Genomic DNA, 21488 nt, shown 5'->3' with positions numbered 1-21488 from the left:
AAGCTTGCCGACTTCGCATCGATATGGTTACTGTGTCGCAGCTTTTTTGCCGGCCGCAAGAGCGCTGCATCTGTGAGAAAGGAAGTCTCACCGACTTTCGCTGTCCGATGTGGAGTGCGAATTCTCTGGCACACTCTGCGCGTCATACATAGCCGTTCTGGACTCGGTGCGACGAGAAACCCGTGATGGGAGGGCGTACGAGCGTGAGACTTGGAACGTCGCTGGCATTGCTAATCGGCGGTGCGATGGTCGGCGCGGTCGGATGCGGCAACCATAGTAACCCGGAGCAGCCTCGGATAGCTGTTACCGTCCTAACGGTTCGTGCGGCGCAAGAATCCAATTCCGGGGCGTACACCGCGAGCTTCCAGCCCGATCGGCAGGTGCCGGTCAAGTTTCAGGTCAGCGGCTATATAGATTCCATCGCGCAGCTGTCGGGAGCCGACGGCCGCGCGCGCGACCTTCAGGGAGGTGACACGGTAAAAGAGCACGAGCTGCTCGCGACCGTAAAGCCGGAAATCTATCAGGCTCAGGTAAATCAAGCTGCCTCCGCTCTGACAGGAGCGCAGGCGGCCAATGATAAGGCCAAGCGTGACTTCGATCGTGATACGCAATTGCTCGATGAGCACATCCTCGCGCCAGCAACGTACGACGCGGCGCGGCAGCAGTACCAGTCGGCGCAATCGGAGGTCGCACAGTCGCAAGCGGCGTTGAAGCAAGCGCAAATCAATCTCGGGTACTGCAAACTCTACTCGCCGATGGACGGCGTGATACTCGGGCGCAGCATAGAAGTCGGCTCCCTCGCGGAACCGGACACGGTGGCCTTCCAGGTCGCCGATACCAGTGAAATGAAAGCGGTCTTCGGCGTCTCCGACATTCAAGTGGCCAAGCTCAAAGAGGGCCAGTCGCAAACACTTGCCGCCGAAGCGATCCCCGGAGTTCAGTTGAATGGCAAGATAACCCGCATCGCGCCGAATGCCGATCCGACCACGCGGGTTTTCGATGTAGAAATCACCGTCCCCAACCAAGATGCCAGGATACGTACGGGCAGTGTGGCTTCGCTCAGCATCATCGGTGCGTCTGCGCCGGTCGTCACCGACGCAAGACTGCCTCTCAATGCGATCGTCCGTCCACCTGACGATCGCCATGATTTCGCTGTCTATGTCGTCGAGGAGCAGGGCGCCAGGACGCTGGCGCATCTGCGCAAGGTTCATCTCGGCGAAATCGTGGGCAACGATATCACGGTCTCCTCGGGCGTACAGATTGGAGACCGGGTAATCATTCGTGGCGCGACGATGGTAACTGACGGCGCCGAAGTCAGGATCATTCCCTGATGGCACATCGCAGCGACTCCGAAATAATCGCCACCACGCACAACACGGCGCGCTTCTTCGTCGAGAACCGCGCCATCTCATGGGTTTTGCTGATTGGCGTGATGGCGTGGGGCATCCTTGGCTATTCGCGGATGCCCAAGCGCAAAGACCCCGACATCCCGATTCGCGAGGCGGTCGCCATTTGCCCGTGGCCCGGAGTCCGGGCGGAGACCATAGAGGAGTTGGTGACGCGGAAAATCGAGAAGAAGATCGCCGAGAATTCGTACATCCATCCTGCCGGCGCCAGCACCAATTACGGCATTCGGTCCGTCACACTCGACGGCGTAGCGTTCATTTATGTTCAGCTAAGCGAGAAAGTCACCGACTCCGAGAAGCAATTCAGCGATATAAATCTGAAGCTCAACAGCATCAACGATCTCCCGAGCGGAGCAGGGCCCATCCAGTTTCAGAGCGGTTTTGGCGACACCGCCGCGCTGATGCTCACGGTCGCAAGCCCCAAGATCGGTGATGTGGAACTCGCGTTGCGTGCGCGCGCAATTCGGTCGGCAATCGAGAAAGCCCGTGAGTCGGCTCGCGCGGACGCAAAAACATCGCGCGTTTCGCTTGTGACATTGTTCCCGGAGGCGATGGGTGCCGACAATGTTGTGCGTGCGCGCGACGTACTCGAGCTATATCTCGGAACTCAAAACTTCGCCCGCGACATTCGTTCCCTGGACGGCAATGGATTCGCCGGACTGGACGCCGAGGTCGTTCCGAGCGTCGATCTTCTGCAGATCACGCGCAAATTCATCTCCGATCACGTCGGCACCTCAGTGTTCCCGGCGATTCATCCCGATGCCTGGCCGCCCGTACTGATCCGCAATCCCGCGGATACGGAGTCGGTGTTGGATGCGGCGGCGGGAGACAAATACTCATATCGTCAGCTCGAGCATTACACGGATCTCATACAGCGCGCCCTCCAGGCCCTGCCCGACGTGGGGAAGGTTTCGCGCTCGGGCGTCCTGCCCGAATGGGTGCAACTGGCTTACTCGCAACGCCGATTTGCGTCGTATGGCATTCAACCCTCCAGGCTCGGGGTGATACTCGCGGAGCGAAACATCACCCGGGCTGGCGGGATGATCGATGCGGGAGGCACCGATGTGACCGTGCATCCGAGCGGTGAGTTCAAGAACGAATCCGAAATTGGCGACGTTATCGTCCAGATGTCCCGGTCCGGCACGCCACTCTACCTGCGCGATCTGGCTGAAGTCTTGCGCGGCTATCAGAACCCGCCGCAGCTGCTCAACTTTTATACCTCGCGCACTGCAAACGGGCGATGGAATCGCAACCGCGCAATTACGCTGGCGATTTTTATGCGCTCGGGCGAACAAATCGGCGGGTTCGGCAACGCCGTCGATCAGGCGCTCGATGGACTGAGAAACCGGCTCCCCGAAGACCTGATTATCGCCCGAACCTCCGATCAGCCGCGTCAGGTGCGTGAGAACCTCGACCTGCTCATGGACGCACTGTACGAAGCGATAGTGCTGGTCGTCATGGTCGCGTGGATCGGCTTTTGGGAGTGGCGATCGGCGCTGCTGATCGCGCTTGCGATTCCGATCACGCTCGCGATGACGTTTGGCGCGATGGACATACTCGGGATCGACCTGCAACAAGTGTCGATCGCAACGCTCATCATTGCGCTGGGTTTGCTCGTCGATGATCCGGTCGTCGCGGGCGACGCGATCAAACATGAACTCGGTATGGGACGGCCGGCCGCGATTGCCGCGTGGCTCGGTCCGACCAAGCTGGAACGTGCGATCCTGTTTGCGACAATTACCAACATAGTCGCCTATCTGCCGTTTCTAATGCTGACCGGCGACACGGGAAGGTTCCTTTATAGCCTGCCGGTTGTTATGACCTGCGCGCTGGTGGCGTCGCGAATCGTGTCGATGACTTTCATACCTCAACTCGGCTACTACCTCATGCGCCCTGGTGAACCGCTTCCGCCAATTGAGTATCGCCGCACGCACGGAATCACGGGTCTCTATTATAAGCTTGGCCACTATGCGCTCGAACATCGCAAGGTATTCGTCGCGTGTTCTTTGCTGTTTCTCGCCTGCGGTGTCTTGATGGGCGCACAACTGCGCAGTGCCTTCTTCCCCGAGGACGTACAGTATCTCTCCTATATAGATGTATGGCTCCCGAATGGAGCTGCCATTTCAGATAGCAACATGGCGGCGATGGAGGCCGAGCGGGTCGTGCGTCGCGTGGCCGCTGATTACGGCCGCGAGCATCCGGGCCGCGACGGCAAACCGCGCGATATCCTGAAATCGATTACCAGCTTCGTAGGCGGCGGCGGTCCGCGCTTCTGGTTCTCGGCGGCTTCCGAAACTCAGCAGAGCAACTACGCGCAACTGATTCTCGAAGTCCATGACAAAAACGATATGCCTAAACTCGCCGGTCCGCTGCAGACCGCGCTGTCGGATTCAGTGCCGGGCGCCTATCTCGACGTGCGGCAGTTACAGACCAACCCGGTACTCTATCCAATCGAGGTTCACGTCTTCGGCCAAGCCGACGCTGATCCCGCGCAGGAAGAGTCGGATATCAGTACGCTGCGCAGCACCGCCGGCCGGATCGAGGAAGTACTCCGCTCAACTCCCGGAGCTCAACGCATTCGCACTGACTGGATGGAGCAGAGCCCCATCGTGCAACTGCCGATCAACGCCGACCGTGCCAATCTTGCCGGTGTCACCAACTCAGATATAGCCCGCTCCGCCGCGGGCGGGCTCAGCGGATGGGAGGTGGGAACTCTTCTTGACGGCGATTCGCACATACCCATCGTCGCTCGCCTCCGGCAGGAAGAGCGCGCGCAGCTGGCGGATGTAGCCAACCTCTACGTCTATTCCACGATCGGAACCGGCCGCGTGCCGCTCAATTCACTGGCGCCGATGACTTTCCAGATGAGCCAGGAACGAATCGTCCGCCGCGACCATTTCCGAACGATGACCGTAACTGCCTTTCCAGCGCCGGGCCTGCTGGCGTCGGAAGTCATGAAGCAGGCCATACCGAGAATCGAAGCGCTTCGCGCCGCGCTTCCTCCGGGCTATCGCATCGTCATCGGCGGCGAACAATCCAAGCAGGAAGAAGGCTTCGGCGAATTGGCGGTTGTGCTGGGAGTATCGGTGGTGATGATCTTCATCGCGCTGGTCTTGCAGTTCAACAATCTGGTCAAACCATGGCTGGTGTTCACCGCCGTACCGTATGGCGCCGTCGGCGCGGTCGCCGCGCTGTGGCTGACGGGGACGCCATTCGACTTCATGGCGTTCCTGGGCATTGCAAGCCTGGTCGGCGTGATCGTGAGTCACGTAATCGTCTTGTTCGAGTTCATCGAAGAACGGCAGGAACTCGGCGAGGAACTCATTCAGGGACTGCTCGATGCTGGGATTGAGCGGCTGCGCCCCGTGATGGTGACGGTGGGCGCAACCGTGCTGGCGTTGCTGCCGCTGGCTCTTCACGGCGGACCGTTGTGGCGGCCGCTGTGCTTCGCACAAATCGGCGGACTGAGTCTCGCAACTGTAATCGAGTTGGTGTTGGTGAAATCTTTCTACGCCATCTTCGTTGCCGATCTGGGTATCTTAAGTTGGGGCCCATCGACGGCGGCGAAACACGAATAGCCGATAAATCCCCCGAGCAACTTCGCGACGCTACCATTTATGTGGCGAGCTCAGTTCAGGCGTTGACGCAGGCGGTTGAGGACGACGATTTCGCGAGCCATGCCGAGTTGCTCAGCTTCGGGCATCGCGGCGGCGATCAGCTCGGCGGCGCGGGCGCAATCGCCGGGCCGATTGCGATCGAGGAGCATGCTCGCATAACCGCGCCGGGTGCGGACGTGATACGGCCGCGCGCCGATCTTCGCGTTCATCGCGAGCGCCTGCTCGAAGTAATCCTCGGCCTCCTCCCAGAGCTCCAGGCAGGTGGCAAGGAGACCGCAGGGGTACGAGAACGATCCTAAACAAAGGACGTTGCTAGCGACTACTCCGACCTGACCTGCAACCGGTTTCAGGAGCGGGTACAAAAGCGCCGCGGCATTCCGATCGTGAACATTCGCGGATGCAGACGCGAGGAATAGCATCGTGGCAGCCGAGGTCCAGTCCAGTTGGATCGTGAAGCCGGTCGCGGCGAGGGGCTCCAATACCTTGCGCGCCTCATCGAGTTGGTCGGTCTCGCAGTAAGATTGCGCCAAGACCGCCCTAAAGCCCGGAATATGCGGATTCGCCTCGACGGTAGCACGAAGCGCATCAGTGAGTTCTCTGCATCGGCCCTGATCAAAGCGAATCTGGGCGAGTTCTACGCCGAACGTCAGGCTTGCGTCGGGCTGCCCGGCCGCGGTGCCAACCTCGAACGACGCGAACGCCTGCTGCTCGGCATCGGGTGCCCCGCGCATGATTGACAGCATGGCTCGGTCGTAGCTCGCCCCATACGCGAACCACGGTAGGTGCGACTGTGTGGCAAGTTCGCCAATCCGGGCGATCATTCGCTCTCCAGCTTCCAAATCACCCGATTCGAGCAACGCCCCGGCCCGATGGTACGCGGCAACCCAGCGCTCCTCGACTTTTCCGAAACCGCTCGCGAGGGTTTCCAGTTCAGCCGTCAGCATGAGTCGCTCGCTTAGCGTCAGTGGGTCATTGATGGCGAGTGTGCGCGCCGCGAGAGCATGGGAAAGCACCGCCTTGTCGCCGAGTCGCCTAGCCATCTCGACCGCTTCGCGCGAAAGCCGCTGCCGCCGGTCCCGCAACGGCATGAAAAGCAACTCCACCGCCAGGCCTGCCAGCAGGCGCGCTCGCAGCTCGCTGTCATCGCGGCCAAGCGCCTCGATCGCCTCTTCGTAAAGCGCGATCAGCGCGTTGTCGACCGCGCTGGCACTGGCTGTAACTTCCCCAAGCCGGGCGTTGCCGAGCGCCGCGAGCGCGAGCCGCGTTGCGTCGCCCAGCTCGCGCGCGGACTTGGCTGCCTTGGCCAGCGGCTCGCGATAACTGCCACTCCCCGCGCGGCGTTGCGCGTCGCTGAGTGCGATCAAAAGATCGCATCGCAGCAGTTCGCCGTCGCGGTCGCGCGGCTCCAGCACCGAAAGCGCCTGCTCGTAGTACTTCGCTGCCTCCTCGAAGGCGAGACCGGCCAGCGCCTTTTCCGCCGCCCGCCGCGCATAGCCGATAGCCTTGGCCAGGTCACTGACCCTGGTCGCGGACAGCCAGTGATACGCCAGCTCATCGATGCGCTCATCGGGTCCGGCGCCTGCCAACGCTTCGAGCGCTTCGCCGATCCGGCGATGCAGTCGTGCGCGGCGCGAGGCGCTCAACTCATCGTACAGCGTGGTGCGGATCAGCGCATGCGTGAATGCGTAGTGGTCCGTCTCTCCCGACGTTTCCGTCACCAGCACGGCGGCCTTGGCTTCGTCGATCGCATCCAGGATGGCGTCCTCGCTCAGTTCTGCGATCTTCGCCAGCAGCGCCAGGTCGAAACCGCGCCCGATCACCGACGCCAGGCTCAGCACCTTGTTGGTCTGCTCCGACAGTCGCGACAGCCGCCTCCCAATCGCTTCCTTCACGCCCTGTGGAATCCCCAGGCTCGCCAGATGGCCCCGATAGGTCCAGCGCTCGCCCTCGCGGAACATCGCGCCCGACTCGATGAGGTTGCGCAGGATCTCCCCGACGAAGAACGGGCTGCCCTCGGTCTCGCGATGAATCGCATGCGCCAGCGCGATTCCCGCCGTGTCGAGCTCGTGGCCGGCGGCCGCGCTGATCAACGCCACCACCCCCTCGTCATCCAGCCCCCGCAGCGCGATCCGCTCGATACCCGTCTCGCGCCGCAGGTCGGCCAGCAGCGTGGTCAGTGGATGGGTCCGCGACAGCTCGGCATCGCGATAAGTGGCGACGATCAGCACGCGCATCGGAATCGTTGAGCGCACGATATGCTTGAGCAGCAGCAAGTCCGGCGCGCCCGCCCATTGCACATCGTCCAGGATGAGAAGGACCGGGTTCGGCTGCGAGGCCGCCGCCAGCATCCCGGTTGCCGCCTCGAACATCAGGTAGCGCTCGGTCTCGGCCTCGGCGCTCTGGGGCTCGGGAAGATCGGCAACGCGATGAGCCAGCTCGGGCACTAGGCGAGTCAACTCGCCGTGATGCTCCTTCGCGTGCGCAGCCAGCACTTCGTCAGGTGCGTACGCCACGTAATGGCGCAACGCTTCGACGAACGGGCGGTAGGGAATCGTGATGTCCTCGTCGCACGCGCCGAACATCACCGCCGCGCCTTCGGCATGCGCCGCCCGCGCGGCTTCGATCGCCAGCCGGGTCTTGCCGATACCCGGCTCGCCGCCAAACAGGAGCAACTGACGTTGCCCCTGTTTGGCCGCCTCCCAGCATCGCGCGATTATCGCCTGCTCCGATGCGCGCCCGAACAGTCCCAGCGCGGGCGCGGTCGCAACCTTGGGCGGCAACGGAATCGCACCCGAAGCGTCCAGCGGCTCCCACGCAACCTCGCAGGTGGGCAGCGGCTCCGAGAGCCCTTTGAGTTCGAGTTCGCCGATCGGCGTGAACTTGTGCCCACGCCCTCGCGCGAGTATGCGGACCACCTCGGAGGCTAGAATCTGTCCGCCCAGCGCCTTGGCGCACAAGCGCGCAGCTTCCACGACCACCTGGCCGAACAGGTCGTTTTCCTCGCGCGTTGCTTCGCCGAGCGACATGCCCACGCGAATTTTGGGTTGTGCGTGTTCGCGGCGGGCGCGTGCGTCGGTGGCCTGCTGCATTGCGACCGCGCCTGCAACCGCATCGGCGGCGCTTGCGAAATAGACCATCAGGCCGTCGCCAGTAGTTTTGATTACGACGCCGTTGTGTTTTGCAACGGCGGCGCGCAACGCCTCGAAATGTGAGTGCCGAAGCGCTTCGTAGGCGTCGGGCCCGATCCGTGCCGCCAGATCGGTCGAGCCTACCAGATCGGTGAATACGACGGTGACGGTTTCGGTCTGCGCCATGTCACGCGGACTCTCCCCAGCCCTCGCGCGAAAGTCAACCTCGGCCGGTTCGGTCTGGCCGAGTTTGAGCCGCCGTTCCCCGCGACACGTCAGAATATTGGGCCGGACAACGAGTTCCTCGGGGTTCGCGCTGATGGGGCGAAACCCGCTACTCAGTCAACCGACAACGAACCGAGGTAAGCCGCCTGATCATGTCCAGCCGATCCGCAACATTTGACAATTACTCTGACCGAGCGTTACGGTCGGTTGTATGAGGCGCTGACCGCACAGGCCGCCCCGCAAGCTTTTATGGCCGGTTTTGGACAAATGGCGCTTCTGTGCGCCTGTGCGTTGCTGACGGTCTTCTTGACGAAGCCTGACGACCCGAGTTGAGGCATCGTGCTGGGATGACCGCTTTCTGAACACGGGGGGGGCGACCACTGATCGAATCTCATGAGCTCGCAACTCAACGACACACAGCAGTTGGGAGCGGCCACAGGCTCTCTGCGCGAGAGGATAGCCGCGCTTGAACTGTTCGAGGATCTCGACGAGCACGAGATCGATGCGCTCGCGGCGGAAATGCTCTGGATCGGCCTCCCGGCAGGCTCGGTTCTTTTTGTCGAGGGCGAGTTGGGCGACGCTCTGTACATCGTCCTGTCGGGACGGCTGAGCGTGCTGGCTACCGACGCGCACGGCGATGTGATGACGGTAGCGCAGATTACTCCCGGCGAGACGGTAGGTGAAATGGCGCTGCTTTCAGGCGACCCTCGCGCCGCTACTGTCGCGGCCTTGCGCGACGCGGAACTGGTCGGCCTGAAAAGGGACGCCTTCGAACGCCTCGTCGACCGTCATCCGCGTATCCTCAGCTTCGTGACTCGGCTGCTGGTCAAGCGTTTGCGCGAGACCTCGCATGGCCGGCGATCGCTGCCCCTCGCGCGCACGCTTGCTCTCGTTCCGCTCGGGCCCGGTCCTCTGGCGGGCGACTTCACGCGCCAGTTGGCAGCCGCGTTCAAGGGCCTGGGAGTTCGAGCGTTCGTGGCCGACGGCAGTTCGTCGGATCGCGGCAGCGAGTGGTTTACTTCCGTCGAGGAAGCGCACGATCTGCTCCTGTATCAAGCCGACCCGGCGGCTTCACAATGGACGAGTTTATGCATGCGTCAAGCTGACCGCGTCATCCTGGTCGCCGATGCGGTTTGCAGTCCGCCTACCGAGTTGCAAATCGCCGGGCTGGTGCCCCGCCGAATCAGCCCCGAAATGGTTGATCTGGTAGTCGTGCACGCTTCACAAGGGCGGGCCGTGTTCCAGGTTGAACAGATGCTCCAGTGCTTGAGAGCGGGGTTCCCTATCCACGTGCGCGAAGGCAACGCGGATGACTTCGCGCGGCTGGCTCGCCTGGTTTCCGGCCGCTCGATGGGGATCGTATTTTCCGGCGGCGGCGCGCGCGGCTTCGCCCATATTGGGGTGCTACGCGCGTTTCGCGCTGCCGGCATTCCGCTCGATCTTTTTGGTGGCACCAGTATGGGCGCAATCATCGCAGCCGCGGCGGCGCTGGAATGGGACGAGCCTCAGATGATCGCTCATCTGCGCCGCGCTTTGGTCGACACCAATCCGCTCAACGATTATACGCTTCCGCTGTTCGCCTTGATCCGGGGACGCAAGCTCTCACGCAGCCTGCGCGAGCTATTCGGCGATGCTCTGATCGAGGAGTGCTGGCACTCGTTCTACTGTACCTCGACGAACCTGACCACCGGGCTCGAGGTGACTCATCGTTTCGGACCACTATGGCGGGCGCTGCGCGCAAGCGCGTCCTTGCCGGGTGTCCTAACACCGGTGGTCACCGCGGATGGTCATTTCCTGGCCGACGGAGCAGTGCTCAACAACCTGCCGGTGGACGTGATGAGCACGATGCATCGCGGGCTGGTGGTCGGTGTCGATGTGGGACAGGATCACCCGCTCAAATCGCACTTCGACGATCTCGAAGAGCAGACGCTCTGGCGCTTACTGCGCGCACAGCGCGGCGGCGCACCCAATATCATTAGTTTGCTAATGCGGGCCGGCACTGTAAGCAGCGACGCGCTGCTCAGACATCAGCGCACCCACGCGGACCTGATCATCAACCCGCGCCTGCCGGAAGTCGGCATGCTCGAATGGAAGGTTTACTCGCGTATTATCGAGGAAGGATACCGCCAGACCATGGAGGCCTTGGAACGCTCGCTTACCGGCGTGCGTAAAGCCTCGATCACCGCCTCAATCACTGCCTTCGCGGACTTCAAAAAGCCCCTGCAGGTAATCTGCCCCGCCGACGGGGAAGCCGCTCAGGTCACGGTGGACGCGGCGCACGCCGCGATGAGCGTGGCGGTCGGGGCGAACCGGCTTCGGGTGAACGGATGTTCCCGATGGCCCGGACGCGATGCCTGTGATCGAATCTGCTTAAGCTAAATGGCGCACTAACCTGGGCGCCTCCGAGTTAAGGATGAGGCCGGTTTGATTGGCAGGGGAGTTGCCTGGGGCGCGGCGTCAGAGATTTATCTGCTGGTTTCTATGCCGTTTGACGTACCAGCACGGACTGTAACCCAGGTGCGGAAATATCGTGTTGACACAGGTCTGCGTCTCCGGCTCGCCCGGTTCGAACTCGGTCTTGCCGTTCTTCTGAGGCACCGCGTAATACTTATTGATCTGCACGGTTCCGAAAGGCTCTCGACTCGCGGGAATTCTATACTTAACTGAAATAAATTCGCCGGCGTATAGAACACATATTAAAATGACTACGCCGGTGGCTATTCGTTTGAGTAATGGAGCGGCGTTCTGCATCGTAGTCGCGCAAAGAAAACGGCCGGCATTCGACGATGCCGGCCGTTTTTATCGATCAAGGAAAGAGACGCGCTCCGACTATCCGACCTGGCTGCCGACCACCGACACGAAGCTGACGCATCGGCCCGGCGCGCCGCCTAAATTGTGCGTCAGTCCAAGTTTCGGATTCTTGATCTGACGCGGTCCCGCCTCACCGCGTATCTGCAGCCACATCTCGTACATCATGCGCAGGCCCGACGCGCCAATCGGATGGCCGAACGACTTGAGACCGCCGTCCGGATTGACCGGCAGCTTGCCTTCGAGATCGAAAAACCCGTCCATCACGTCCTGCCATGCGGTCCCGCGCGGGCTGAAGCCAAAATCCTCGTAAAGCACGAGTTCGGTGGGCGTGAAGCAATCGTGGACCTCGGCCATGCTGATTTGTTCGCGAGGATTGGTGATGCCGGCCTGGGCGTACGCGTCTTTGGCGCTGGCGACGACCTCGCTGAAGGTCGTGAAATCGTAGTCCTGCGACAGCGGTCCTTCCGCCGGCCCCGCGATGAACGACAACGCCTTTATGTAGATGGGATTCTTGCAGTACTTGTGCGCGTCCTCGGCGCGGACGACGATCGCCGCCGCGGAGCCGTCGGACACGCCCGAGCAATCCATGATTCCGAGCGGGTCGGCAATCTTGGGCGAGTTCTTGATTGTCTCGAGCGACACTTCCTTCTGGAACTGCGCCTTGGGATTTTTCGCGCCGTTCTTGTGATTCTTCCATGCGATCCGCGTCAGCACGTCCTTGCCCTTGTCGGGGTCGAGTCCGTACTTCTTGAAGTACGCCGGCGCCAGCAGCGAGAACGACGCGGGCGCTGTCATGCTGCCCTCGGTGCCGTCGTTGGGCGGATTGTTGATCACCAATCCCGAGTAGCCCGAGTCCTTGAGCTTCTCGACGCCGATCGCCATCGCGACGTCGAACGCGCCCGACGCGACCGCGTAGCACGCCTGCCGAAGCGCCTCCGATCCCGTCGCGCACATATTTTCGACGCGAGTGACCGGCTTGTACTGAATCTTGAGCGGCTCGGAGAGCGTCAGGCCCGAGATTCCCGACGCCATGGTGCCGAGCCAGTACGCGTCAACGTCGTTGGGCTCGATGCCCGCCGATTCAAAGGCCTGGTACGCGGCATCCACAAGGAGGTCGTCCGTCCCCTTGTCCCAAAGCTCACCGAACTTGGTGCATCCCATCCCGACGATCGCGACGCGGTCCTTGATTCCTTTGCTTGCCATTGATGTTCTCCTCGGCCTTAACGCCTGGGGCGCGCTTTCCAGAAATAGTTATTGACGCCGGCGGCAGTAAAGAGCCGGCGAAACGTCATTTCGATTTCGTCGCCGATCGCGACCTTGTCGGGTTCGCAGTCGGTCATCTCGCACACGAAGCGGCCGCCGCCGGCGAAGTCGATCACGACGTTGACAGTCGGCGGATTGAGAGAATAGGCGAGGCGATCGATTGCGTAGGTGGCGATTTTTGCGGTGCGGTCGGCGAATCCATAGGGTTCCATCTTGCCGCGCTGATGGCATTTCACGCAGACCAGCTGCGGCGGAAGCTGTGGAGTCCCGCAGTTGGTGCATCGCGAACCGACAAAACCGAACTTCCATTTCTCCGAGCGCATCATCGGCGGTCCCGCGGGCCGGTCGGGATCCGGACGTCGCGGCGGTTCGGTGGGCAGAATCTCGCGCCACTTGAGATAGCTGGCGTAAGACACGTCGCCCTTGGACTCGATCATGCGGCCGACAGAACGCACCGGTTTGAAGCCGGCGTTGGCCGGCGTGACGCGGAGCAAAATCGCATCGGCGCCGTCGGCCACCGTCGCGACGAGTATCCTGTCTCCCGGCTTGGCGGACGGCAGCGCGGCCGCGAGCATCAGGCCCGCGTGCGCGGCGCCGGTTTGTCCGACCGTCAAGGCAAATGAATCTGATAATTTGGCGGGATCGATCTTGAGCGCACGCGCGATTTCGTCGGCCGCGCGGGCGTTGGGCGCGTCGAGGATTACCTTCGACAGATCGCCCGGCGCGACTTTCGCCTTCTCCAGCACGTTCTTGATCACCGTACCGAGCAGCGGAGAATGCGCCTGCGTCAGCGTGAAGCGCTCTTCCCATGAATGCGAAAAACGCTCGCCCTGCGCGCGCCAGCTGTCCAGGAACTCGCGCGTCAGCGAGGCGCTCGCCTCGATTTCGGCGATCACGCCCTCCGAACCGAGCACGAAAGCGACCGCGCCGTCGCCGCTCGTCTGCTCGGCCTTGCCCTCGGGCGCTGCCAGTCGGCAATCACCGATCGCGACGAGCGCGCGCTTGGCGCCGCCGCCAATCGCATCGGCGCCTTGCAGCAGAGCAGACAATCCGGCGCGGACCGAGCCGGTCATATCCGATGCGCGAATTTCCGCCGGGAGCATCGCGGCTGCGCCGATCACCGCGGCGCTGAGTTTTTCCGCGTAGGGCGGCGTCGTGGTTGCGAAGATGAGCGCCTGCACGTCGCCGGGCGGCGCGGCTTTGAGGGCGTCGCGAACCGCCTCGACCGCCATCGATACGCTGTCTTCGTCGAAGCTCGCTATTGCGCGCTCGCCCTTGCCGGCGGGCGTGCCGAGGACGGCGCCGATCGCGGAGCGCTTGAGGCGTCGGTACGGAACGTACGAACCGTAAGAAACAATTCCAACCATGACGGGCATTAAAGGCCGAGTCCGGCCACGCGGTCAACCCAAACTGGCGCTCGCGCGTCGGACGGCTAATGACCCACACCTACACGTTGCTCGACTTCGGGCCGTCGTGTACGCCGTGGGAGCCATCGCGATGCCGCCGCGTCCGTAACGCGTTCGTAACAATAGCTGCAATCTTGACGACGTGATCGCGCTGCATGCAGTCGCTCGGCTGCTTCGCATCGATGAGCCGACTTGAGCGACGGCCTCTATGCAAATGGCGGAGGTTTCGCGACTCGCGGCAAATATTTTGCGAATCGCAAATAATCAAGACTGTATCTGTCGGAAATAATCCAATGAAATAAACGCTTCGGTCCTTGGCATCGGCCTTGCTCTACCCATGCTGACGACGAATTTTTACAGGAGGCAAGGAAAATGGCTGCTACCACGATTAGTCAGAGATTCGCAGGTTTTCAGCAGATAAGGGAGCAGACCGAGACTGTCGCCGCCAATCGTATCGCGCAAAACAGTCTGCTCAGCGAATTGCCCGGTGCGGCGTTCGCATTCCTGACGCTGGCGTACATCGTTCTCTCGTTCGTGGGCCTCTAAATCGATGCATCGCGTACCACGCACGAGAAGGTGAATTAGGAGCAAAATGATGGGAGTATCATTGCTGGAAGCAATATCATTGGTGGCGGGAGTGGCTATTGCGATTGCGATAATCGCGGGTCCCGCCAAGCCCTACTACAAGAGGCCAAAGGCCGAGCGGTAATCTCGGTCGGCCATGCATCCGACGGCGACGCCGCAAGCGGCCTTCCCCATCTGCGGGGAAGGCCGCCGTGTAGTCATAAGCGTGAACTGCAAATAGCCAGTCGCCAATTGATTCGCGATCTTATTACTCTCTCGATAGTATATCGCGATACACGCGCTAATGCTGCGCATGCTCAATTGAGTAGTCCTTACTATAGGTTCCCTCCGGCTACTGCCTAATCCTTAATTCTCGGGCGCGGTCTTTCCCGCGGATTTTTTTCATCCTCCAAATTTGCGCGGTCGGTGACCAGCGCCGCCATCGCGGCGAAGCGCTCCTGCCCGACTGCGATGAACAGTCCCTCGGCTTCTGCCGTCAGCAGACCGTTCGCTGACAATGTTCCATGGGTGAATATCTTGCGCCCCTCGACGCGATCGACGTACGCCTCGAAGGTAAGCTCGGTCAGCAACGGCGTCGGCCGCCGGTAACGAATCGTAAGCGTCCCCGTCATGCCGGGATTACCCGTCAGCGACTGCGCCATTCCGAGCACCTCGTCGAACGCGGCGGCGAGAAATCCTCCGTGCACGTGTCCCGGCGGACCTTCATATGCGACGCCGAACGTCCCGCGGCCCTCGACCTTGTCGCCGAGCACGGCCAGCCGAATCGGCGGCGCGAGCGGATTTGCGATTCCAATCAGCGGGCTGTGATCGAAGAACGCGCGCGGGTCGCCGGCGTTGGCGCTCTCGGCAAACCCCTCGTAGCTGCGCGAGATCGGATATTTCGACAAACGCCGGGCGTAGCGCTCCAACGCGTCGGCGGCGGCTGACAAGTCTTCCTCAGGCGCGGCGACCTGCACCAAGTGGTCGATCACCCGCCGCATCGCATTGGCCAATCGATGCGCCTGGGCGCGGCGTCCGGTCGCCGGCGCCTGGCTGATCGCCCACGCTGCTTCGAAATTCACATTCTGATCGCTCATCTTCCTCGGCCGGCATTGATGGGAAACTGTTGCGAACTTTTCCCGATGGTAGCTGTCGCTTCGCGGTCAATCTACGGCGCAGTCGCCAGAATCCGCGGCACTCGATATGCATTCAAGTATAATAGAATAGTTGCTCGATGCGGACCCGCACTCTTATATTATGTGCGCTCGCCTGCGGACTGGCTTCGATTGGGATTCGGTCCGCTCGCGCGCAGTCAACGCTCGAGGTCCCCGGACCCGCGCAGCAGAATCAGCCGAATATTCCAACGCGTCCGGCGCCGCCGCCGACCTCGTGGGCGCCCTCCGGCGGGGATAATGGCGACACGATTCAATTGCTGCCGCAGGAATTGTGGAGGCCTGCGCCCGCGCAGCTCCAACCCGTCCCATCTCCCCCGCCTGCTCCCGTGAACGTCGCGCCGATGACGGCGCAAGCGCTTCCTGCTCTGCCTGCCGTGTTCCGCGGATGCTGGGATGGACAGGTGAATCAACTCGATTGGATCAGGCGCGAACCGGGCGCGCACAAAATCGGTTTCTGGACCCCGAAGACCTACCGGCTGTGCTACAAACGCGTCCGCGATCAGCCGTTCACGCTCACGTTTACCGAGACCGGCGTCGCGCCGAGCGAGAAGATTGTCAATCCGCATGGCAACGTGGTGCCGATTACGACCGACGGCCGCGCCTACGCGGCGATGCGCTCGCGGCTATATTTCGACGAATATAAAACCCACAGCGATGGCTTGTCACGATCGGCAACGTTTGCGGTTGACGAAGCCACCAACCTCGACTGCCGGATCGGCGGCGATGACATGATGGTCAACGCCGACGTGTACGGCACGCGCGACGGCGAGCCCTGGTTCCGCGCGCATTGGCGCGCCCGCTTTCACCGTTTCGCGAACTAGCGGCGCGCGCCGGCGCTTGCCTATCAGGCCCGCCTAACTTAAGTATCTCGCTGAGTTCTGGATCGTCGCCGGGCACTGTCGATCACGAGCGGTCCAAGGAGAGTTTGCATGGCAAGCACCCTCGACCCCCAGATGAAAATCATACTCGACGCGTTCAACGCGGCGGGCCCGATGTTCCTGCGCGCAGAAACTGCCGAGCAGGCGCGGGCCAAGATGCGCGCGCTGATCGAGGCGAATCCGACTCCGGCGCCTGCCATCTATCGCGTCGAGGATCGCCACATTCAGGGCGCCAACGGTCAAATCGCAGTGCGGGTTTACACCCCCGAGGCCAGTCCGCCGATGGGCGTGATGGTCTATTTCCACGGCGGCGGATGGGTGCTCGGAGATTTGGAGAGTCACGACCACGTCTGCCGCGCGCTCGCCAACGGTGCGGGATGCGTGGTCGTGTCGATCGATTACCGGCTCGCGCCCGAGCACGTTTTTCCGGCCGGCGCCGAGGATTGCTACGCGGCCACGAAGTGGGTAGCCGAAAACGCGGCCGCTCTTGGCGCGGATGCGTCGCGGATGGCGGTCGGCGGCGACAGCGCGGGCGCAAATCTGGCCGCGGTGGTCTCGATGATGGCGCGCGATCGCGGCGGTCCCGCGATCAAGTTCCAGTTGCTCCTTTATCCTGTCACCGATTGCGCGCTCGACACGCCGTCGCAGAAGGAATTCGCCGCCGACGGCTACGTGCTGTCGCGCGCCGACATGGAATGGTTCTGGAAAAATTACCTCGACCCCGGCGTCGAAAAAAATAATCCCTACGCCTGCCCGCTGCGCGCGAAAAACTTGAAGGGCCTGCCGCCAGCACTCGTTCTGACTGCCAGCCACGATCCACTGCGCGACGAAGGCGAGCGATTCGCCGAGCGCCTCATCGCCGCCGGCGTCAACGTCACCTGTACGCGCTACGAAGGCGTGACCCACGCCTTCGTCAGCTTCGCCGACGCGCTCGACAAAGGCAAAGAGGGCCTGCGGCAAGCCGCCGACGCCTTGAAGGCGGCCTTCGCCCGCTAGCTGTGGAATTGCAATAGCATAGACGTCGTGGCGCAAAGGTCGCGTGCGCCGCGGCTGAAGGAGACGCAGATGGCATTTGAGGACATCATCTACGAGAAGCAAGACGGGATCGCCACCATCGCAATCAACCGTCCGGAGGTCCGTAACGCGTTTCGCGGTGAGACCGTGGACGAGATGGTGGAGGCCTTTAGGGACGCCTGGCGAGACCGCTCGATCGGGGTGGTGATTCTGACCGGCGCCGGCGACCGCGCCTTCAGCTCGGGCGGTGATCAAGCCGTGCGCAGCGGTGGAGGCTATCGCGGCGGGATGGACGTCGAAGCGCTGCACGAAGTCATCCGCGACATTCCGAAGCCTGTTATCGCCGCGGTCAACGGCTACGCAATCGGCGGCGGACACGTCCTCCACATAATCTGCGACCTTTCTATCGCGGCCGATACCGCCCGCTTCGGCCAGGTCGGCCCGCGGGTTGGCAGCGTCGATCCCGGATTCGGCACCGCCTACCTGACACGTCTGGTCGGCGAGAAAAAAGCGCGCGAGATTTGGTTCCTGTGCCGCCAGTATTCGGCGCAGGAAGCTCTGGAGATGGGCCTGGTCAACAAGGTGGTGCCCGCCGCGCAGTTGATGGACGAGGCACGCGCTTGGGGACGCGAGATTCTGGCCTTGAGCCCTACCGCGATCAGGATCGCCAAGGCCTCGTTCAACGCCGAAACCGACCACATCAAAGGAATCGGAGCGATGGGCGGAATCTCGCTGGGACTCTACTACCGCACCGAAGAATCCATGGAGGGACGCAACGCGTTCATGGAGCGGCGCACGCCGGATTTTCGCAAGTTCCAAAAGTAGCCGCGGTGCGGAGAATCCGGCGCTCCGATGGACAGCTTGCACGCGCGCGAGTAACTTTTGAATCGAGAGCGGCGCCGCCATGCCTCCAATCTGTGGCGCCTTGCAGCAGCGGGAGACCCGGCCATGATCGACTACGCGGAATTCCAGAGCGCAATCGGACTTAACTGGTACGACATCGATCCCAACCTGCAATTTCTGATGCGCCGGTTGCTCGACCCCGCCGATCTCGACTGGCTCGAGCCGGAGCTGCGCAAGTTCGGGGCGCTGTGCGGCGGTCCGGTCGCCGCGCGCGCTGAGGTCACCGACAAGCATCCACCCGAACTTGTCAAGTTCGACCGCTGGGGCGATCCGCTCGACGAAGTGCGCCACCATCCCGGCGCGCTCGCCACCAAGCGCGACCTCTGGGAAGCCGGCCTAAGCGGCCCACGTCTGTACAATGAAGCGCGCCGCCGCGGCCGCCACCTGCCCGAGGTGATCCGGATCGCGTTCAACTACATGCTGTCGCAGGCCGAGATTGGGATGCTCTGTTCGGTCGGCATGACCAGCGGGGTGATCGGCCTGGTGCGCCGCTTCGCGGCGCCGGAGGTGCAGCGCGAGTTCATGCCGCGTCTCACCGCTGAGCACTTCGACGACGCATGGGACGGCGCGATGTTCATGACCGAGAAAACCGGCGGCTCCGACCTCGCCACGCTCACCACCACCGCGCGCCGCGACGGCGATCGCTGGATCCTGAACGGCTCCAAGTGGTTCTGCTCAAATGTCGATGCCAGCGCGATCGCGACGCTCGCCCGCCCCGACGGCGGCGCCGACGGGCTGCGCGGCGTCGCGCTGTTTCTGGTGCCGCGCTTGCGCCACGATGGCTCCCGCAACGGCATCTCCATTCGCCGCCTCAAGGACAAGCTCGGCACCCGCGCGGTGCCCACCGCCGAAGTTGACTTCATCGACGCCGAAGCGTCCCTGCTCGCCGGCAGCGGCGGCACGGCGCGCGACGGCCAAGGGATCAACCGCATGATGGAGATGGTCAATGACTCGCGGCTCGGCGTCGCCGTGATGGGCCTTGGCATCATGCGCCGCTCGTTCCTCGAGTCTGCGATCTTCTCCTGGCAGCGCAGCGCGTTCGGCCACGCGCTGCGCGATCTCCCGATGATGCGCGAGATGCTGGTGGGCATGACGGTCGAGATGGAGGCCGCGGCGGCGCTGGTCTTCGCCTCCGCCGCGGGCGATAACGCGCTCGGGCGCCTGCTCGTGCCGGTCGCGAAGTTGCGCGCCAGCCGGCGCGGGGTCGAGTTCGCCTCGCAGGCCGTCGAAGTTCATGGCGGCAACGGTTATGTCGAAAACTGGCCGCTCGCGCGCCAGTTGCGCGACGCGCAGAGCAACACGATCTGGGAAGGCACCGAGAACATCATCTGCCTCGACATCCTGCGCGCGCTGCGCAGCGAGCAGGTGATGCAAGGCGCCTTCGCCGCGCTCGGCGAACGCGTCGAGGCCGGCGGCGCCCTGCTTGCCGCCACGCGTGAGACGGTGGCTCGCGCGCTCGGTGAAGTGCGTGAGGCGCTCGCGCATCTCTCACGTCTCGACCGCGAGGTCGCGCAATTGCGCGCGCGCGTCTTCGGCAACTATCTAGCTGACGCCGCCTCCGCCGCCTTGCTGCTCGAGGAGGCCGCCTTCGAGCTCAGCACTTCCGGCAGCGCGCGCAAGGCGGTGATCGCGCATCTGTTCGCTGAAGCGCATCTCGGGCGCCATCCGATGCGCGGCCTGCTGTCCGACGATCGCACCATACTCGGCCTGTTCGATCCGATTGTCTGCTACGGCGCGATCGAGCCGGCCCGCGCCGCGGTTGCGCTTCGCAAGGGGTAGAGGTTTTGCCAGCCGCAGGGCTTGGCTAAGCGGCGGACCGGGCAGGTTGATAGTTGCACCACGGGTCAGTCGCGAGAAAGTCGCCCGTCAGCGCATAGGCGCGCGAGCGCGAGCCGCCGCAGAAGCTGCGATACTCGCACCGCCCGCACCTGCCGCGCAGCGCGGCGGGGTCACGCAGCGTGCGGAAGAGCGCGGAGTCACGATAAATCTCGGCCAAGCTTTGCGATCGCACGTTTCCGGCAGAAACCGGCAGGAATCCGCTCGGATAGACCTCCCCGGTGTGGGACACGAAGACAAAGCCCTTGCCGGCGTTGACGCCGTGAGGCGCAAGCCCAACGGTGTGTCCCGGCCCTTCCGACCGCCGAAGCATGTCGGGCATCGCCACCGAGCCGGGGTGACCCTGGTGCTGCTTGCCGCTGCTTTCCGCCTCGTGTTGCGCGACATAGCGCCGATAGTGGGGTGCCTCGGTCACCTTCACGATGAAGTGCGACTTTTTCTGGACCGCGTATAAGATCGCGAAGAGTTCCTCACACTGGTTTGCCGCGACTCCATCCAGGACTTCGCCGCGACCCATCGGGACCAGGAAGAACACCTCCCAGAAGACCGCTCGAAGACGTTCGACCAACTCAGCCATGTCGGACAGAAACGGCGCCGAACCAGCCCACAGCGTCGTGTTGATCTGTAGCGGCAGATCGCATTGGTGTGCCCATTCGACTGCCGCCATCGTCTTGTTGAAGGCGCCGGGTACTCCGCGGAAACCGTCGTGAAGGTCAGCGCGCGGATAATCGAGGCTCAGCGCCATCTGGTCCAGGCCCGCCTCCTTCAACTGGCGCACCACGGTCGGAGTAAGTGCTGGAGTTGCCGCGGGAATGGTTCCCATGCGCAGGCCGAGCCGCTTGCCCTCGCGCACGAGGTCCAACAGGTCGGGACGTTTGAGCGGGTCGCCACCGCTTAGGATAAACACCGGAGTGCCCATCGCAGCGGCCTCGGCAAGGAGAGCGAAGCCTTGCGCGGTGGTCAGTTCGTCGCAATGGCGCAACGGTTGAGCCGAGGCGCGGCAATGGCTGCAGGCGAGGTCGCACGCCTGAGTCGTTTCCCAGATAACCAGAAAGGGCGCTTTCGCGAAGTCGATCGAGGGCATCATGGACACTTCACCCCTTGCCCTGCTGCGGAACCAGATTTTTCCATATCAGTCTGACTATACGCATTCCCGCTCGCATGGAACAGGTTTTGACAAGGCACAGGGACCTTCCCCCTCGCCGCTCTGTTGAATGGTTCGCGGCCGGTACGATAGCGGTTTATCGATTAATGTTGTGTCG

14 protein-coding genes are annotated in these 21488 nt (G+C 62.7%); 8 read left to right on the top strand and 6 right to left on the bottom strand.

The genetic code is table 11. The annotated features are described in order from the left end of the window. The first annotated feature begins 203 nt into the window (after positions 1–203). Positions 204–1331 carry an efflux RND transporter periplasmic adaptor subunit gene (locus ABR989_RS04945; RefSeq protein WP_428126123.1) on the top strand — a complete coding sequence of 376 codons (1128 nt, stop codon included), beginning with the start codon at positions 204–206 and terminating at the stop codon, positions 1329–1331. Next, positions 1331–4984 carry an efflux RND transporter permease subunit gene (locus ABR989_RS04940; RefSeq protein WP_428126122.1) on the top strand — a complete coding sequence of 1218 codons (3654 nt, stop codon included), beginning with the start codon at positions 1331–1333 and terminating at the stop codon, positions 4982–4984. The genes ABR989_RS04945 and ABR989_RS04940 overlap by 1 nt, the downstream gene beginning before the upstream one ends. Positions 4985–5034: 50 nt before the next feature. Here ABR989_RS04940 and ABR989_RS04935 read toward each other — a convergent pair whose 3' ends face one another. Beyond that, a complete protein-coding gene (locus ABR989_RS04935) occupies positions 5035–8337 on the bottom strand; it encodes an AAA family ATPase (RefSeq protein WP_428126121.1) in 3303 nt (1100 codons plus the stop codon). A 432-nt stretch (positions 8338–8769) separates the two neighbouring features. On the opposite strand from ABR989_RS04935, the gene ABR989_RS04930 reads away from it, so the two are divergent. Beyond that, a complete protein-coding gene (locus ABR989_RS04930; protein ID WP_428126120.1) occupies positions 8770–10755 on the top strand; it encodes a patatin-like phospholipase family protein in 1986 nt (661 codons plus the stop codon). Between the two features lie 78 nt (positions 10756–10833). Here the strand turns inward: ABR989_RS04930 and ABR989_RS04925 are convergent, their stop codons facing one another. The 3 genes from ABR989_RS04925 to ABR989_RS04915 form a co-directional block, all read right to left on the bottom strand. Further along, complete coding sequence (locus ABR989_RS04925; protein ID WP_428126119.1) at positions 10834–10974, bottom strand: hypothetical protein; 141 nt, start codon at positions 10972–10974, stop codon at positions 10834–10836. A gap of 231 nt (positions 10975–11205) precedes the next feature. Beyond that, positions 11206–12390 carry an acetyl-CoA acetyltransferase gene (locus tag ABR989_RS04920; protein ID WP_428126118.1) on the bottom strand — a complete coding sequence of 395 codons (1185 nt, stop codon included), beginning with the start codon at positions 12388–12390 and terminating at the stop codon, positions 11206–11208. A gap of 17 nt (positions 12391–12407) precedes the next feature. After that, positions 12408–13826, bottom strand: a complete 1419-nt coding sequence (locus tag ABR989_RS04915) for a 3-oxoacyl-[acyl-carrier-protein] synthase III C-terminal domain-containing protein (RefSeq protein WP_428126117.1) — start codon at positions 13824–13826, stop codon at positions 12408–12410. Positions 13827–14228: 402 nt separating this feature from the next. On the opposite strand from ABR989_RS04915, the gene ABR989_RS04910 reads away from it, so the two are divergent. Continuing rightward, the gene (locus ABR989_RS04910; RefSeq protein ID WP_428126116.1) at positions 14229–14402 is read left to right on the top strand and encodes a hypothetical protein; all 174 of its coding nucleotides are present in this window, start codon (positions 14229–14231) and stop codon (positions 14400–14402) included. A 377-nt stretch (positions 14403–14779) separates the two neighbouring features. Here ABR989_RS04910 and ABR989_RS04905 read toward each other — a convergent pair whose 3' ends face one another. Further along, a complete protein-coding gene (locus tag ABR989_RS04905) occupies positions 14780–15517 on the bottom strand; it encodes a PaaI family thioesterase (protein ID WP_428126115.1) in 738 nt (245 codons plus the stop codon). A 137-nt stretch (positions 15518–15654) separates the two neighbouring features. On the opposite strand from ABR989_RS04905, the gene ABR989_RS04900 reads away from it, so the two are divergent. The 4 genes from ABR989_RS04900 (at position 15655) to ABR989_RS04885 (ending at position 20169) form a co-directional block, all read left to right on the top strand. Beyond that, a complete protein-coding gene (locus tag ABR989_RS04900) occupies positions 15655–16416 on the top strand; it encodes a hypothetical protein (RefSeq protein ID WP_428126114.1) in 762 nt (253 codons plus the stop codon). Between the two features lie 108 nt (positions 16417–16524). Then, on the top strand, positions 16525–17469 hold the full coding sequence (locus ABR989_RS04895) for an alpha/beta hydrolase (RefSeq protein ID WP_428126112.1): 945 nt from the start codon (positions 16525–16527) through the stop codon (positions 17467–17469). Between the two features lie 69 nt (positions 17470–17538). Further along, the gene (menB, locus tag ABR989_RS04890; protein ID WP_428126111.1) at positions 17539–18312 is read left to right on the top strand and encodes a 1,4-dihydroxy-2-naphthoyl-CoA synthase; all 774 of its coding nucleotides are present in this window, start codon (positions 17539–17541) and stop codon (positions 18310–18312) included. A 123-nt stretch (positions 18313–18435) separates the two neighbouring features. After that, positions 18436–20169 carry an acyl-CoA dehydrogenase family protein gene (locus tag ABR989_RS04885; protein ID WP_428126110.1) on the top strand — a complete coding sequence of 578 codons (1734 nt, stop codon included), beginning with the start codon at positions 18436–18438 and terminating at the stop codon, positions 20167–20169. Positions 20170–20194: 25 nt separating this feature from the next. Here the strand turns inward: ABR989_RS04885 and ABR989_RS04880 are convergent, their stop codons facing one another. Then, positions 20195–21310 (bottom strand): TIGR04053 family radical SAM/SPASM domain-containing protein, encoded by a 1116-nt coding sequence (locus tag ABR989_RS04880; RefSeq protein WP_428126108.1) that lies wholly within the window; start codon positions 21308–21310, stop codon positions 20195–20197. Between the last annotated feature and the right edge of the window lie 178 nt (positions 21311–21488).

The organism is Binatus soli (SeqCode), assembly GCF_050015535.1.
Taxonomy (GTDB): domain Bacteria; phylum Desulfobacterota; class Binatia; order Binatales; family Binataceae; genus Binatus; species Binatus soli.
Note: the sequence above shows the minus strand (reverse complement) of the source record. Positions and strands in the feature narration are given on the sequence as shown.

Excerpts from the sequence above, each read along its gene's own strand:
- ABR989_RS04935 (WP_428126121.1), bottom strand. The coding sequence starts at position 8,337 with ATGGCGCAGACCGAAACCGTCACCGTCGTATTCACCGATCTGGTAGGC.
- menB (WP_428126111.1), top strand. The coding sequence starts at position 17,539 with ATGGCATTTGAGGACATCATCTACGAGAAGCAAGACGGGATCGCCACC.
- ABR989_RS04905 (WP_428126115.1), bottom strand. The coding sequence starts at position 15,517 with ATGAGCGATCAGAATGTGAATTTCGAAGCAGCGTGGGCGATCAGCCAG.
- ABR989_RS04915 (WP_428126117.1), bottom strand. The coding sequence starts at position 13,826 with ATGCCCGTCATGGTTGGAATTGTTTCTTACGGTTCGTACGTTCCGTAC.
- ABR989_RS04895 (WP_428126112.1), top strand. The coding sequence starts at position 16,525 with ATGGCAAGCACCCTCGACCCCCAGATGAAAATCATACTCGACGCGTTC.
- ABR989_RS04885 (WP_428126110.1), top strand. The coding sequence starts at position 18,436 with ATGATCGACTACGCGGAATTCCAGAGCGCAATCGGACTTAACTGGTAC.
- ABR989_RS04910 (WP_428126116.1), top strand. The coding sequence starts at position 14,229 with ATGGCTGCTACCACGATTAGTCAGAGATTCGCAGGTTTTCAGCAGATA.
- ABR989_RS04900 (WP_428126114.1), top strand. The coding sequence starts at position 15,655 with ATGCGGACCCGCACTCTTATATTATGTGCGCTCGCCTGCGGACTGGCT.
- ABR989_RS04940 (WP_428126122.1), top strand. The coding sequence starts at position 1,331 with ATGGCACATCGCAGCGACTCCGAAATAATCGCCACCACGCACAACACG.
- ABR989_RS04930 (WP_428126120.1), top strand. The coding sequence starts at position 8,770 with ATGAGCTCGCAACTCAACGACACACAGCAGTTGGGAGCGGCCACAGGC.
- ABR989_RS04880 (WP_428126108.1), bottom strand. The coding sequence starts at position 21,310 with ATGCCCTCGATCGACTTCGCGAAAGCGCCCTTTCTGGTTATCTGGGAA.
- ABR989_RS04920 (WP_428126118.1), bottom strand. The coding sequence starts at position 12,390 with ATGGCAAGCAAAGGAATCAAGGACCGCGTCGCGATCGTCGGGATGGGA.